The organism is Adlercreutzia mucosicola DSM 19490 (genome assembly GCF_000422625.1).
Taxonomy (GTDB): domain Bacteria; phylum Actinomycetota; class Coriobacteriia; order Coriobacteriales; family Eggerthellaceae; genus Adlercreutzia; species Adlercreutzia mucosicola.
The window spans coordinates 24,721-39,321 of record NZ_AUGK01000015.1; the positions used below are offsets into that span (position 1 = coordinate 24,721).

Below are 14,601 nucleotides of genomic sequence, written 5' to 3' on the forward strand. Positions count from 1 at the left end.
TCCCCGTGACCCGACAAAGCAGGCCCCGCCTGCGGGGAGGGAGTCCGCTCGCAGATTCTGCAGCGACGAGAACAGGACTCTATATCCTGTTCTCCCCAGCGAGGACCGCTCGAGCACGGCGCCTCTTCCCCGCAGGCGGGGCCGGAAAAAGCGAAAAGCGACCCTTAGGCCTCGGTCTTGCCGGAGCGCACGACATAGCAGATGGTGAAGTAGCCGGCCACGCCGCCGCCCACGGCGCACACCACGCCCTTCAACAGCATCATGCCCGTCATCGACAACGGCAGGGACAGAAGCGTGGCCGTGAAGGCCCCCACGCCCATGATGGCGACGGTGGCCACCACGGTGGTGACCAGCAGGGCCGGCGCGTAGCTGGCGGGCACAAGCGACGCCGCACCGCCCAGATTCGCCACGTTCGGTCCGGCGAAGACGCCCTTGCGCAGATCCATGCGCGTGAGCGGCACCACGATCACGAACAGCAGGATGCCCAGCAGCACGCCGGTGAGCGCGAAGTCGTGGAAGATGTCGGCCTCGCCGAACAGAGCCGCCGGCTCGCCCATGTGCAGCAGGTAGAAGATGACGGCGTTGATGATGCCGTTGATCACGCCGTAGCCGATGAGGCACTTGTTGAGCAGATAGGAGTTGAACGGCTTAGCAGGCCGCGCCGGCACCGGGGCGGCAGGGCCCGAGCTGGCCATCGTCTTTGCCATGAGAGTTCCTTTCCCTATGCGACGACGCCGAGGGCACAGGCGCGTCCTCGGCGGTTTTCGTCTCGCATTATGGGCTGCGCTCAAGCGCGATCAGGCAAAACAGCAGGTCCTGTTACGGAAAGGTGGGCGTTGGGGAACCTTCGCCGCCCAACTGCTGCCAACCAGTAACCTAGGCCGCGGCCTCGGCGGTGCGGGCGGCCATGGCGGCGGCCACGGCATCGGCCTGCTGCTGGGCGCGCACCACGAAGCTCAAGGTGCACCAGCCGGCGATGGCGCCGCCCAGGGCGCACAGCACGCCCTTCAGGAGCATCATGGCGGTCACCGAGATGCCCGCGGCCGGCAGAAACAGGCTCGCCACGGCGGACAGGCCCGTCATGGCCACCAAGGCGATGGCGCCGGTGGCGAAGAGGGACCCGACGTAGGAGCCGGGCATGAGCGCGAAGGTGCCCTGGCCAGGCGTCGGCAGGGAGAACCTACCGTGCCTCAGATCCATGCGGGTCAGCGGCACCACGCAGGCGAACAGCAGCATGCCCAGAAGCAGGCCGGTGAAAGCGATGTCATGCACGATGTCGTGCATACCGAACATCGCGTCGGGGGCGCCGGCGTTGATGGCGGCGAAGATAGCAGCGTTGATGATGCCGTTCACCACGCCGTAGCCGATGAGGCACTTGTTCAGCGCGTAGGACTTGAAGGACTTGGGGGCCGAGGCGGTCTTGGCGGACTTTGCCATGAGGTGTTCCTTTCTTCTGCAGTGCGGGTGCAACGAATTGCGGAGCCGGCGCGGGGCATGCGCGGCGTTTGACTGAATGCAGTATAGGAACCGGTGTTCCCTTTTTCCGCATGAACTGTTTCCGTTGCAACGGAAAACGTTTCACAGTCGGAAAGGATTCAATCTCTCTACAATGAGCGCCGCCGAATCACGGAGTGCACAGACGAGACTACTCTTTTCGGCGGAAGCATCCACTTATGATTAAAGGAGGAACAATGGCGAAGAACACAACGACGCACCCCGAGGGGGGTGTTGAGAAGTTCCTCGTGCTGCCCATCATCGTGCTGATCCTGGCCCAGATGGGAACCTCGGGAGACAACGGCGCGCTCGGCCTGGCCAACCAGCAGCTGGTCGATGTCCTGGGCGCCACCACCCCCGACATCCAGCTGGCGAACATGGTGTACTCGCTCATGGCCGGCGCCTTCATGGTGGCGGGCGGCCTGGTGGGCACCATCATCGGCTGGCGCACGAACTTCCGCCTGGGCGCAGCTTTGTGCGCGGCAGGCGAGCTGGTCATGGCGCTGTCGCCGAACATGACCATCTTCATCTGGGGAGGCCGCATTCTCGTCGGCTTCGGCGCCAGCTTCATGATCCCCTCGGTGCTGGGCCTTATCCCCTTCATCTACCACGGCAAGAACCGCGTGCTGGCCTTCGGCTGCATCGGCGCCGCCTCCGGCCTGTCGGCCTTCCTGCCGCTGATCCTGGGCATCGTGATGCAGTTCGGCGGCTTCCGCGTCACCTTCGGCGTGCTCGCCGTGTACTTCGCCCTGGTGCTGCTCTTGTCCTTCAAGCTGCCGGCCATCGAGAAGCCCGCTGAGAAGCTGAAGTTCGACGGACTGGGTACCGGCATCGCCGCCGTGGGCCTGTTCCTGTTCCTCGTGGGCCTGTCCCGCATCTCCGCCTGGGGCCTCATCGAGCCCTTCGCCGAGTGCCCCTTCACCATCTTCGGCATCTCGCCGGCCCTGCCCATGGCAGCCCTCGGCCTGATCCTTCTGGTGATCCTCGTGCCCGTGGAGAAGCGCGTGGAGGAGAAGAACGGCATCGCGCTTCTGCCCCAGTCCTTCCTGAAGACCCCCCAGGTGCGCGCAGGCCTGGTGGCCAGCGCCATCACCTTCTTCTTCATGGGCGTCCAGGCCATCCTGCTCTCGCCCTACCTGCAGCTGGTGGCCGGCTGGTCGCCGGTGCTCATGGGCGTCATGGCGCTGGCCGTGGGCATCCCCACCTTCATCTTCGCCTTCGGCATCCCCAAGATCGCCCCGAACGCCAACCCGCGCCGCGTCATCCAGATCGGCTACATCGTGATGGCCGCCGCCTTCATCCCCATGGCCTTCTCGCTGCACGGCTCTGAGGTCAACGGGCTCATGTGGGTCGGCCTGGCCATCGCCGGCGCCGGCGCCGGCATCGTGTCGGCCCAGGCCTCCAACATCGTGGCTTTGGCCGTCAACGAGCGCGACGCCTCCCAGTCCGGCGGCATCCAGACCACCATGCGCAACGTGGGCCAGGCCATCGGCGTGGCCGCCATCGGCGCGGTGCTCCTGTTCGGCATCACCGCCAACATCGACAACGCCATGGCCGACAGCCCCGTCATCACCCCCGAGGTGCAGCAGGCCGTGGCCGAGCGCAACATCACGCTCATGGGCGACGCCCAGTTCGAGGCTACCATCGCCGACATCCCCATGGACGACGCCCAGCGCGCCGAGCTCGTGCAGTTGAACTCGGATGCCCGCATCCAGTCCACCATCACCTCCTACGTGGTGTCCGCGGTGCTGATCCTGCTCGGCCTTCTCTCCACCCGCTGGATCACCATCTTCAAGAAGGATGAGGACGGCGCCGAGGAGACCGTAGTTCCCGAGACCGCCGGCGAGCAGCCCTTCGAGCCCGTGGTCGACCGCGAGATGTAGGCGCTCTCTCCGCTGATCGCGCCTCGCCCGCCACACGGGACGGGACGACCCGAGAGGCGGGCGGCCCCCAGTCGCCCGCCTCTTTCTATGACCTACCGTCTACCCACCGGTCCCTTTTCGAGAAAGGACAACCTATGAAACGGCTTTTCACCAACGCCACCTTCGTCACCATGGTCGACGAGTTCGATACCGCCGACGCCCTGCTCGTCGACGACGAGGGCCGCATCGCCTTCGTCGGCCCCCTGGAGGAGGCTCGCAAGCGCGCCGAGGGCGCCGAGGAGGTGGACCTGGGCGGCGCCGCCGTGCTGCCCGGCCTCATCGACCCCCACAGCCACTTCACCGGCTCGCTGCAGTACCTGCTGTTCGCCGACTTGTCCGCGTGCACCTCCTTCGCCGAGATCACCGAGACGCTGAAGGAGTTCGCCGCCAAGCGCCATATCGGGCCCGACGGCGTCATCATGGGCAACGGCTACGACCAGAACAACCTGATCGAGCAGCGCCACCCCGACAAGTCCGTCCTGAACGCCGTGTCCGAGGACATCCCGGTGCTCATCACCCACGTGTCGAACCACATGGGCGTGGCCAACGACTGCCTGCTGAAGATGGCCGGCATCACGCCTGCCACCCCCGATCCGGAGGGCGGCCGCTACGGGCGCATGGACGGCACCGGGGATTTGGACGGCTACGCCGAGGAGCCGGCAGCCATGAACCCCTTCTACGCCATCACCACGCCGCGCCTGGGTCTGGACTTCAACGCCATGATCGGCGACATGCAGCGCATATACCTGGAGCACGGCGTGACCACCTGCCAGGACGGCGCCACCGCCCCGGACATGGCCGCCGTCATGGTGGGCCTGGCGAAGGCCGGCCTCTTGCAGATGGACATCGTGGCCTACCCCATGTGGGGCACCGATGTCATGGCCACCCTGGCCGATAACGCCGAGTTCGACAGCCAGAGATACACCGGGCACTTCCGCTTCGGCGGCCTGAAGATGTTTTTGGACGGCTCGCCCCAGGGGCTGACCGCCTGGATGACCGAGCCCTACGTGGAAGGCCCCGACGGCGAGAAGGACTGGGTGGCCTACAGCACCATGACCGACGAAGACGCCACCGCCTTTGCGAAGATCGCCATCGATTCCAACCACCAGCTTCTGTGTCACTGCAACGGCGACGCGGCCGCCGACCAGCTGCTGCGCGTCTACGAGGCGGCACGGGACGCGTCGGACAACCCGGACAAGATGGGCCTGCGCCCGGTGATGATCCACGCCCAGACGGCCCGCGCCGACCAGTACGAGAAGATGGCCGCCATCGGCATGATCCCCTCGATCTTCTCCTCCCACATCTGGTACTGGGGCGACGCTCACCTGCGCAACCTCGGTCCCGTGCGCGGCGGCCGCGTGAGCGCCTGCGGCGACGCGGCGCGCTCCGGCATCCCCTTCACCCTGCACACCGACACCCCGGTGCTGCGCCCGAACCTGCTGGAGGCCGCCTGGTGCGCCGTGAACCGCATCACCAAGGCCGGCGTGCAGTTGGACGAGGACCAGAAGGTGACGCCCTATGAGGCGATGCGCGCCATCACCTTCAACGGCGCCTACCAGTACGGCGAGGAGGCCGACAAGGGCACCCTGGAGGCGGGCAAGCTGGCCGATCTCGTGGTGCTCGACCGCAACCCGCTGGCCGTGGACCCGCGCGAGATCCGCGACATCCAGGTGCTCGCCACCATCAAGGAGGGCGAGACCCTCTACGAGCGCGACGACCAGTAGAGGCGCCGCAAGCGTTCCACAGGGGCGGGCTTCAGCCCGCCCGCGAGAAGGGGAGGCTTTCGCCTCCCCTTCTCCCCTTCTCCCCCTCCCTCTTTCCTTCCCCTACTTTTCCTTCCCCTACTCGGCAAAGCGCACGAAGAACCCGTCGTCGGTCATCGCATCGGAGGTGTCGGCGTAATCTTCCACGAGGCGCTTGAAGGCCTGGGTCGCCGGCGTCAGATCGCCGCGCTCCTCGGGCGCCACCAGCAGCACCGCGGCCATGGTACAGCGCATCGATTCCGTTTGATCGGTGTCCTCCAGGCGGAAGATGCGAATGCCAGTCTTGCGCACCCCTTCCCCGCACCAGGCGAACACCAGCGTGCGGTCCTTCACGATGGACAGCGTCCAGGCGAGCCACTGGAACCGGTCGAAGTCCATGGACAAAAGCCCGTCGGCACCCAAGTGCTCGAACAGAGCCGCGAACAGCCCCTCGGGGGACGGCGAGCAGGGCAGCACCTCCTGCTTCCACACCGCCCGGGCCGCCCGGCCGCGCCGCCACAGAGGGATGGACGCGATGATGTGATCGATGTCGCTGCGGCTGACCGCCGGCGATATGGTCACGCTGGGGAAATCCACATCGAGTGGCTCAAAGGCCACGAGGAGGTCGAAGCGCTCGGCCAAAGGCGCAGGCTCGCGGCCCGGCGACGCGGCGGCGGTCACCTCGTTTTCCGTCAGCACATCGGTCACCGACAGCCGGCTCGACAGCTTCTCGATGCGGTGGGCGCCCCACAGGGCCAGATCGATGCCGCAGTTCACCACAAGCCCCACTCGATAGCAGCGCATGGCCCCCACTTGGTCCAGGTAGTCCAGCAGCACCAGGATCAGCCGCGCGTAATCGGGGCTGAACAGGTCGGCCTCGCGCAAAGACGGCAGACAGGCCAGCACCGAGGACAGCAGGCAGGCACCGTCCATGGCCTCGTACTTCACCGCCTCCTCGTTGGGATTGGGCGCCACTAAGCCGCAGGTGCGCCGGGCCAGGCCACTTTCAAGCAGAATGGCCAACGGCTTCGCCATATCTGCCGGCAGAGGCGCCCCGAAGGCGGCAACGAGGGCCGTATCGATATCGTCCACCAGACGCCGGGCGCGCTCGCTCGGCTCGTAGGCGCGGATGGCTGCCAGGCTCCACTGCCAGGTGCAGCAGTTCGCCATGTCGCGCAGAAGTCCCATTTCCGCATCGCTGACCGCAATGGAGAAGTGGCGCTCGAGCCGCTTTTGGAGGTAGGTGAAAAACGGCGTGACCGGCTCGTCTGCGCGCCAGTGGGTCAGCGAGCAGCCCAGGCGGATGCGGGTCACCATGATGCAGAGGTACACTCCGAACTGCCACTGGGCGTTGCTGGAGAACTCGAATCCCAGATCGCGCTGCATCTCGGCGATGCAGCGCTCGAGGAACTGGCGGTCGTAGGGATCGATGGTGCCGAGCAGCGAGGGCAACACGCGCCGCCGCACCGCCGCAGCGGGAAAGGAGAACAGCATCGACATCACGAAGCCGCGGATCGTCCATTCCGGGCCCTCCACGGTCACGCTGCGACCGAGGCGCAGCGAAAGGCCGCTTACGGCCAGCACCCCCTGCCACCAGCGCAGGTCGGCCTGGATCTGCTGCTTATTGCGGAACATGCGCCGCGCCAGCAGATCGGCGCTGTGGGGGCCCGGGTGACAGGTGAGCGCAATCATCTCCTGGCAGAGGCGCTCGTAGCGGGGATGCATCTCCGCCTTGGCCTCGCCGAGCAAACGCTCGATGCGGTTCTCCTCGTCGGGCATTACCAGGATGCGCAGGCCGGCCCCGCGCTGACGGGCCACGCGCGAGGCGAAGCCCTCGTGCTCCAAGGTGGCGTTGAGGGCCTTCACGTCGGTGCGCACGGTGCGCTCCGAGCAGCCCAGCTGGCGCGCATAGTCCGACGAGGTCTTGTAGTCGGTGGCGTTCAGCAGCGCCCGCAGAAGCGCTCCCTGGCGGCTGTTCATGACGGCTCCTCTCGCACGGCCCTTCGATGAGCGCTCGGCCCATGGATACAGTGTAGGCCGCGCCCGTGGGATCGATGCGACAAGTCCGTGGCAAGATGGCAACAATTGGAAGTGATTCACTCAACTGAAGCGGCCGCGTCTTCGGTTATGGAGGAAAATCGGTATCGGAAACAAGCTATCGGCCGGGCGGCTCCAAGCCGCCACAATCCGTTGAGGGGTTCTCCATGGCAACCAGCGTCTCCGCCGTTGACCAGCGCCAACGGCCCACGTCTCTTTCAAAGGCATCCTATGTGCCCTTAGCCGTGCTCGCCTTCGCCCAGATCGGCACCTCCAGCGACAGCGCGGCCATGAACCTGGCCACGGCGAGCCTCGTGAGCGCCTTGGGCGCCACCCTCGACGACATCCAGGTGGCCACGACCCTGTTCTCGCTCATCGCCGGCGCCTTCATGATCGCCGGCGGCTTGGTGGGCATCACCATCGGGCTGCGCCGCGCCCTGCGCATCGGCCTTATCATGGCGGTAGTCGGCGAGGTGGTGGCCGCACTGTCCCCCAACATCTTCGTGTTCACCTGGGGAGGCCGCGTCATCATGGGCTTGGGCGCGTGCCTCATCACCCCCTCTATCCTGGGATTGGTGGCCGCGCTGTACCAGGGCCGCCAGCGGGCCATCGCCTTCGGCACCATCGCCGGCGCCGCGGCCCTGTCCACCCTATCGCCTTTGGCCCTCGGACTCGTGATGGACACCACGGGCTTCCGCCTCACCTTCGCCATCATGGCCGGCTACTTCGCCCTCGTGCTGCTCTGCGCCCATCTGGTGCCCTCGCTGCCGCCTGCGGGCAAATCGTCGCACTTCGACGTCGCGGGCACCGTGATCGCCGCCCTCGGCCTGGGGCTCGTGCTGCTCGGCGTGTCGCACCTGTCCGACTGGGGCATCACCACGCCCCAGAAGCTGTGTCCCTTCTCCCTGTTCGGCCTGCCTCCCACCCTGCCCGCCATCGCCATCGGCCTGGCCCTGCTGGGCATGCTCATACCCACCGAGCAGCGCGCCCAACGCCGCGGCAACGCACTCATTCCCACGGCTTTCGTCGGGTCGCCCGGCGTGCGCGCGGGTCTGACTGCTGTGTTCGTGCCCTTCTTCTACATGGGTGCCGTGGGCATTCTGGCCACCCCCTATCTGCAGCTGGTCACTGGCTTCACCGCCTTCCAGACCGGGCTTTTGTCGGTGTTGTCCGGTGTGCCCATGTTCCTGCTGGCCACCTTCCTGCCGAAACTGGCGCCGCATCTGTCCTCCCGGCTCATCATCCGCACGGGCTTCGCGCTGCTGGCCGTGGCTTGCGCTCTGATGGCCGTCGGCGTGCAGGCCCATGGTGTGAACGCGGCCCTGTTCTGCGGCATGACCTTAGGCGGCTTCGGCGTGGGCGCGGTGAACTCCCAGGCCAACAACGCTGTGGCCTGTGCCGTGACCAAGCAGGAGGCCGAGCAGTCCGGCGGCATCCAGGGCGCGGCCCGCAGTATCGGGCTGGCGCTGGGCACCGCCCTGGCCGGCACGGCCCTGTTGTTGGCCATGGGCGCGGGTTTTGCCGCCCAGGCCGCCGCCGAGGGCATCGATCCCGCGCTGACCGTGAAAGCCAGCGAGCAGGCCGCGGCCCTCATGAGCGACGGCTCCTTCGAGGCCCTGGCCGACCAGTGGGGCGCCGACGAGGCCCAAACCGCCCAGCTCATTGAGGCGAAGGCCGCCGCCCAGGCCACCGCCATGCGCCTCACCTTCGGCGGCCTCGGTGCCATCGTGCTCGTCAGCCTCATCGCCACCCGCCACCTCGCCGAGACCTCGATTCCCCGCGAGCGGAAGGCACCTGCGGCACAGGAGCGCACCGCATAGGAGGGGCCGGGCAGGCGCACCGAGGGCAGATGACCTCACGGGCAGGCCGGTATCGGCCGCACGGGCGGGCCGGTATCGGCCGGAGACGAGCAGATCGGCGTCGGCCGCACGGGCAGGTCGGTATCGGCCGGAGGCGAGCCGTTCGAACCCGGCACCCCTGTGTCAAGCCGGTGTCGCGCGAGCTTTTTTCCGCTCCCCTTCGCTTCCCTTCATCACCCTGTTCTCCCTCCCACCCGCTTCGCCGCCCCTTCTCGTTTCCCAATGGCCCCTTTTTGTGCAACAAACTCCGATAGGTAGACATCCAGGGTCGCCCTTCGGACGCTCTTCCCTTTACCGCAAGGGGTTTTCCTGGGGAAACGCCGTTGAAAAGAACCAGAACGTCCCTTTGCGGAGCGACCAATGTCTACCTATCGGAGTTTGTTGCAACAATCGTGCTCGTTCGCGAACAAGAACATGTAAGCGCCAGCCGAAGGGAGGGGCGCCGGACCATTCTCTCCCGCCCCTTCCGCTCGCCCCCCATCTCCGCTCGTCCTCCGCCCGCACTTCTCCCCCCTCCCCTTCCGCATGCCCCCCAAACAAAAGGGCCCGCAGATGCGGACCCTTGGCTGGTACGAAAACCGTTGAGGCTCGTTGCGGAAACTAGGCGAGCTCGTCGGCCGAGAAGGCATCCTGGCCGAGGCGCACTTCCTTACCCTCCCTGATGAGCTGGCGGTACTCGGCGGTCGCCGTAAACACCACGTCGGACGAGGAGTTCAGGCCCGTCTCGCAGGAGTCCTGGATCACGCCGATGATGAATCCGATGCCCACCACCTGCATGGCGATGTCGTTGGTGATACCGAACAGCGCGCAGCACATGGGAATCAGCAGCAGCGAGCCGCCAGCCACGCCCGAGGCGCCGCAGGCCGACACCGAGGCCAGCACGCAGAGGATAACGGCCGTAAAGGGATCCACTGCCAAATCGATGGTCTGGCAGGCGGCCATGGTCATCACCGTAATGGTGACCGCCGCGCCGGCCATGTTGATGGTGGCGCCCAGCGGGATGGACACGGAATAGTTGTCCTTGTTCAGCCCCAGCTTGCGGCACAGCTCCATGTTCACCGGAATGTTCGCCGCCGAAGAGCGGGTGAAGAACGCCGTGATGCCCGAGTCCTTCAGGCAACGCAGCACAAGCGGATAAGGGTTCTTGCGCGTGCAGAACCACACGATAAGCGGGTTGGTGCCCAACGCGATGACCAGCATGCAGCCCACGAGCACCAAGATGAGATGGCCGTACTCCACGAAGATGTCCATACCCGAAGTGCTCACCGACGCGTAAACCAGACCCAGAATGCCGAAGGGTGCCAAGTTGATCACCCAGCGCACGGCCGTGGACACAGCGTCGGAGATGTTGGTGAATACCTCTTTGGTGCGCTCGCCCGCCGCGCGCAGAGCGATGCCAAGCACCACGGCCCAGGCGAGAATGCCGACGTAGTTGGCGTTCATGAGAGCATCGACGGGATTCGCCACGATGTTCATGACCAGCGTCGTCAGCACTTCCCCGATACCCTCGGGAGCGGCGTGCTCCACCAGCGAGGAAGTATCCAGCGTCAGCGTGGAGGGGAACAGCTGACTGCCCACCAGCGCCACCAGCGCGGCCACGAACGTGCTGATCACGTACAGGACGATGACGGTCTTCATGGTGCCGGCACCCTGGGCGTTGCACAGCGCACTGATAACGAGAAAGAACACGAGCACCGGGGCCACCGCCTTCAGGGCGCCCACGAACAGGGTGCCCAGCAGCATGATGACTTCGCTGCCCGGAATGACAAGGGCGAGAATCACACCGATGATGAGGCCGACGAGAATGCGCTTGATCAAGCTGATCTCGTTGTACTTCTTCAAGATACCGGGGATTGCCAAGACTACTCCTTTCGGGACCCGCGCCAAACCGCGGGCATGCTCGCAATCGGCTCGCAGCGGAACCGACGAGCAAAAAATGGTGCGGGCGAAAGGACTTGAACCTTCACGGGGGTTGCCCACCAGAACCTAAATCTGGCGCGTCTGCCAATTCCGCCACGCCCGCATATCGGACTTGCGCTAGAAATCCTGTCTATCGCAAGTGGCCATAATAGCAAAGATTCCCGCTGACAAGGGGTCAAAGGAGCAAATGATTACGAGATGCTCTTTCCCATCCACTGGTGTTCCACATGTTCGTCCACCTCGATGGGCCCCCAGGCCTCATAGCCAGCGCGCTCGTAGAAGGGCGCCACGCGGCACTGGGCGTGCAGTTGCAGTTCGGTGGCACCGGCCTCGGCCGCCAGAACCTCGGAGGCAGCCAGGATCTGAGAGCCCAAACCGCCCTCGCGACGGTCGGAAAACACCGCCAGGCGCCCGAACACCCAGCGCCCCGGGACGTTCTCGATATTCGGCTCCAGAAAGGCGGGGAACACCCGTGCGCAGCCCACCAGGGCACCAGACTCATCGTAGGCGGTCACGTGGATCATGTCAGGATGTCCATCGGCCGCGTCGAACTCGTCGCAGAACCCCTGCTCCTCCATGAATATCGCGCAGCGCACTCGGGCCGCGTCATCGAATTCCCCCGTCTTGAACGTCAGTTCCATGACAGCCAGCCTTTCCGTCAGCGCGCTCGGAACCCGCCGCCCAGCGCATTGCGGCCTCACGCCAGGGAGCGGCAAGCCATTCCCCCAGAAACCACCCTTGCCGTCCGTGCCCCATAAACAGCGAACCCGCCAGATGGCGGGTTCGATTAGATTCATGGCTCCCCGGGTAGGATTCGAACCTACAACCCTTCGGTTAACAGCCGAATGCTCTGCCGTTGAGCTACCGAGGAATTTCGGCGGGGCTTACGCCCTCACGCGCAAGATAGAATTATACCGAAGCGCGTTTCGTTTGCAAGAACTTTTTTGCCCAAATGCCAAATTAGTTCGAGGAGGCACGGCGCGCCAAGTAGCAATGGTGGATGCGGGGATTGCGCTCGAAATCGTGGGGAATGGTGCTCGCCGTGATGTCCTCGATTTTCACGCCAGCCTTCGCCAGAGCCTCGGTATCGGGCTTGAAGCCGCGCAGGTTGCACGAGAACACCGCCACACCGTCGGCGGACAACAAACGCGAGACGCCGATGAGCAGCTCGGCATGGTCGCGCTGCACATCCCACGTGCGCCGCCCCATGGACTTCGAATTCGAGAACGTGGGCGGGTCCACGAAGATGAGATCCCAGGTGCGCCGCTCGCGCCTCATCTGCTGGATCCACCGGGTCACGTCCGCGCGCACCAGCTCGTGGACGGTGCGGCCGCGCGGACGCGCCGAGCCTGCGCCCCGCGGTCCGCCACGGCGCTCGGGCGCGCTGCCCGCCACCGTAAAGCCGTTGGCCCCCAGGTTGCGGCCGGCCCAATCCAGATAGGTCTGGGAGAGATCTACCGTGGTAGTGGAGGCTGCGCCGCCGGCCGCTGCGTGCAGCGTGGCCACGCCGGTGTAGGCGAACAGGTTCAGAAAGCGCTTGCCCGCGGCCATCTTCCCCACCATCTCGCGGGTTATGCGATGGTCGAGAAAGATGCCGGTATCCAGGTAGGCACCCAGATCGATCTCGCAGAGAAGACCGTCTTCGGCCGTGTAAGTCACATAGCTGCGGCCGCCGGCGTCGCGGTACTGGCCACCGCCCTTGGCACGCACGCGAGCCTTCGAGAACACATGATCGGGGCGGATACCCAGCACCACGGGCACGATGGCCAACATATCCTCAAAGCGCGCCCGGGCCACTTCGGCGCGTACCGATTTAGGAGGGGCGTACTCGGCCACATGGGCGTACACCGTGCCCGCCGCCGAGCCCGCGCCCTCATACAGGTCGATGGCGGCCGCGTAGTTGGGCAGATCGGCATCGTAGAGGCGGTAGCACTGGATGTTCTCGCGGGCGGCCCACTTGCGGCGCTCGCGGGCCATCTTGCGCAGACGGGCGGCGAACTGGGCGGCGTCTGCGTCGTTCACCTCCACGGCGACGTCGGAGCCGCCGGCGGGGTTCGGCACCGCGATCACCGCCGGCTCGCAGGGGGCCTCGTTGAAGCACTCCATCACCGCCTCGGCGCGACCGCGCCCGATGGTCACGCGTCGATCGGCGCAGATGCGGAAGCGGGCGGCAAAGCCGCCAACACCGACAAAGCCGAACCGCGAGCCGGCCGGCGCGCGACGGGAGGCGGCCACGCAGGCCGTCTGCTCGGCCACGGCGCGGGCATCGTCCTCCACGCGCCCGCTGGGGGCCACGTTGGCGATGACGAGCGCGGGGCGGGGCGATTCGGGAGCACGGGCAGGCGGGGCGGCGGCCCTGGCGGCGTCGGCGGTTTCAGAGGCCTCGCCGCTCTCGGAAGCTGCCTCCCTGTCGGCACCCGCTGCCGCCGCGGGGCGCGCGAACGAGCCGGCAGCGCGCTCCACCGCACGCGTCAGGCGTTCCTCCACGGCCGCGGCCTCCTCGGGCCCGGCCGCCTCCACGCTCGCCACCGCCCGCAGGCCCGCGGCCCGCAGATGGCCGCGGGCGCGGGCCACGGCCGGCGACGAGGCCGACAGTCCCACGATGCGCACGGTGCGCTGGTCGGGCGCATCCGCCGTGGCGCTCGCCGCGCCCTCGGCGCCGAGCACGCGAGAGAGTCCCGCCTCCAAGCGGTCGTCGGCCTCGGCCAGCAAATCGTCCCACGCCGCGGCGTCAAAGCGCTCCCATCCGGCGAACCCCCAGCGATCACGCACGAGGCCGGGCGCCTGGTCCGCTAGAAGGGCCGCCGCCTCGCACACCAAGATGCCGTCGTCGCATGCCGGGTCCAGGAACCCCCAACCAATCGCCAAGCGCTCCGGCGCCCCCAGCGCCGCCAGCAGCGCCGCGGCCTGAGCCACGGCCACGGGGGCATCGGGGCCGTCCTCGGACCGCAGGTAGCTGCGCCGCGCCAGCGACGCCCCCGATAGATCGAGGGCAATGGTGGCCCGATCGTCGCGCAGGCGCACCTCAATGAGCGCGTCGGGCGCCTGGGCGTCCACATCGGGACGCGCCCCCCGCGCCTCGGCCAGGCGATCGCACACGGCGTCCTTTACCTTCAACGCCGTGAACTGGGTGTTGCGCAGCTCGCCATTCACGCCGTTGGCCCGCACGGCAATGCTCGCCCTCTCGGCCAGCACCTCTTCCCAGGCCAGGTTCCGCGCACCCGCGTACAGCGCGTCGGCATCGAAAGCATCCACGCGGCCCACCACCACATTCACGCGGCCCGCCAACCGCGACCACAGGCAGACCCGCAGGACCGTCTCCGGCGAGCCGTAGAAGGCCACGCCGCCGGCCAGCGGGCGCACCTTGCGCACCGCGAGCCCGTGCAGCTCGTCGGATAACAGCGATTCGACCCCCGGCAGACAGGTGGCGAAGAACTCGTGCTCGTGCTTTTTGCTTGTCATCGCAAGCTCCTTCAAGAGTAGAAAGTGAAAAAGTGGACAAAAATGCCTCGAATGCTCCCGATGCTCGCCAAAAAAAGCTCCGCAGAAACCCGCAGTGGGCCATTTCGACGCTTCTGGGGGTCCCTCAGACGCCTTCAGAGCCCGAAAACCAACCTACCGAGAGCA

9 protein-coding genes and 2 tRNA genes are annotated in these 14,601 nt (G+C 66.5%); 3 read left to right on the plus strand and 8 right to left on the minus strand.

Going from position 1 to position 14,601, the window contains the following annotated elements; translation table 11 throughout:
- Positions 1-164: 164 nt before the first annotated feature.
- Both G503_RS14650 and G503_RS14655 read right to left on the minus strand, forming a co-directional pair.
- The gene (locus G503_RS14650; protein ID WP_051191096.1) at positions 165-707 is read right to left on the minus strand and encodes a hypothetical protein; all 543 of its coding nucleotides are present in this window, start codon (positions 705-707) and stop codon (positions 165-167) included.
- 169 nt (positions 708-876) lie between these two features.
- Positions 877-1,437: a hypothetical protein gene (locus G503_RS14655; protein ID WP_051191097.1), complete on the minus strand. Its 561-nt coding sequence runs from the start codon at positions 1,435-1,437 to the stop codon at positions 877-879.
- A 254-nt stretch (positions 1,438-1,691) separates the two neighbouring features.
- Here G503_RS14655 and G503_RS14660 point away from each other — a divergent pair, with 254 nt between their 5' ends.
- Together G503_RS14660 and G503_RS0109355 are read left to right on the plus strand one after the other, a co-directional pair.
- On the plus strand, positions 1,692-3,377 hold the full coding sequence (locus G503_RS14660) for an MFS transporter (RefSeq protein WP_084636489.1): 1,686 nt from the start codon (positions 1,692-1,694) through the stop codon (positions 3,375-3,377).
- A gap of 134 nt (positions 3,378-3,511) precedes the next feature.
- Positions 3,512-5,140 (plus strand): amidohydrolase, encoded by a 1,629-nt coding sequence (locus G503_RS0109355; protein ID WP_028027364.1) that lies wholly within the window; start codon positions 3,512-3,514, stop codon positions 5,138-5,140.
- Positions 5,141-5,257: 117 nt separating this feature from the next.
- On the opposite strand, the gene G503_RS0109360 is transcribed toward G503_RS0109355, so the two are convergent.
- Positions 5,258-7,138 carry a BglG family transcription antiterminator gene (locus G503_RS0109360; protein WP_028027365.1) on the minus strand — a complete coding sequence of 627 codons (1,881 nt, stop codon included), beginning with the start codon at positions 7,136-7,138 and terminating at the stop codon, positions 5,258-5,260.
- 224 nt (positions 7,139-7,362) lie between these two features.
- On the opposite strand from G503_RS0109360, the gene G503_RS14665 reads away from it, so the two are divergent.
- A complete protein-coding gene (locus G503_RS14665) occupies positions 7,363-9,015 on the plus strand; it encodes an MFS transporter (protein WP_084636491.1) in 1,653 nt (550 codons plus the stop codon).
- A 639-nt stretch (positions 9,016-9,654) separates the two neighbouring features.
- Here G503_RS14665 and sstT read toward each other — a convergent pair.
- The 5 genes from sstT to G503_RS0109390 all read right to left on the minus strand — a co-directional run bounded on the left by sstT (position 9,655) and on the right by G503_RS0109390 (position 14,436).
- On the minus strand, positions 9,655-10,908 hold the full coding sequence (gene sstT / locus G503_RS0109370; protein WP_371821130.1) for a serine/threonine transporter SstT: 1,254 nt from the start codon (positions 10,906-10,908) through the stop codon (positions 9,655-9,657).
- An 83-nt stretch (positions 10,909-10,991) separates the two neighbouring features.
- Positions 10,992-11,077, minus strand: a tRNA-Leu gene (locus G503_RS0109375).
- Between the two features lie 88 nt (positions 11,078-11,165).
- The gene (locus tag G503_RS0109380) at positions 11,166-11,615 is read right to left on the minus strand and encodes a GNAT family N-acetyltransferase (protein ID WP_028027367.1); all 450 of its coding nucleotides are present in this window, start codon (positions 11,613-11,615) and stop codon (positions 11,166-11,168) included.
- A gap of 155 nt (positions 11,616-11,770) precedes the next feature.
- Positions 11,771-11,845: transfer RNA gene (locus tag G503_RS0109385), tRNA-Asn, on the minus strand.
- Positions 11,846-11,934: 89 nt separating this feature from the next.
- Positions 11,935-14,436 carry a THUMP domain-containing protein gene (locus G503_RS0109390; RefSeq protein WP_028027368.1) on the minus strand — a complete coding sequence of 834 codons (2,502 nt, stop codon included), beginning with the start codon at positions 14,434-14,436 and terminating at the stop codon, positions 11,935-11,937.
- Positions 14,437-14,601: the final 165 nt, after the last annotated feature.

Bases quoted from the DNA above. Each gene is read 5' to 3' on its own strand.
- G503_RS0109355 (WP_028027364.1), top strand. From the start codon at position 3,512: ATGAAACGGCTTTTCACCAACGCCACCTTCGTCACCATGGTCGACGAG.
- G503_RS14665 (WP_084636491.1), top strand. From the start codon at position 7,363: ATGGCAACCAGCGTCTCCGCCGTTGACCAGCGCCAACGGCCCACGTCT.
- G503_RS14660 (WP_084636489.1), top strand. From the start codon at position 1,692: ATGGCGAAGAACACAACGACGCACCCCGAGGGGGGTGTTGAGAAGTTC.
- G503_RS14655 (WP_051191097.1), bottom strand. From the start codon at position 1,437: ATGGCAAAGTCCGCCAAGACCGCCTCGGCCCCCAAGTCCTTCAAGTCC.
- G503_RS14650 (WP_051191096.1), bottom strand. From the start codon at position 707: ATGGCAAAGACGATGGCCAGCTCGGGCCCTGCCGCCCCGGTGCCGGCG.
- G503_RS0109380 (WP_028027367.1), bottom strand. From the start codon at position 11,615: ATGGAACTGACGTTCAAGACGGGGGAATTCGATGACGCGGCCCGAGTG.
- G503_RS0109390 (WP_028027368.1), bottom strand. From the start codon at position 14,436: ATGACAAGCAAAAAGCACGAGCACGAGTTCTTCGCCACCTGTCTGCCG.
- G503_RS0109360 (WP_028027365.1), bottom strand. From the start codon at position 7,138: ATGAACAGCCGCCAGGGAGCGCTTCTGCGGGCGCTGCTGAACGCCACC.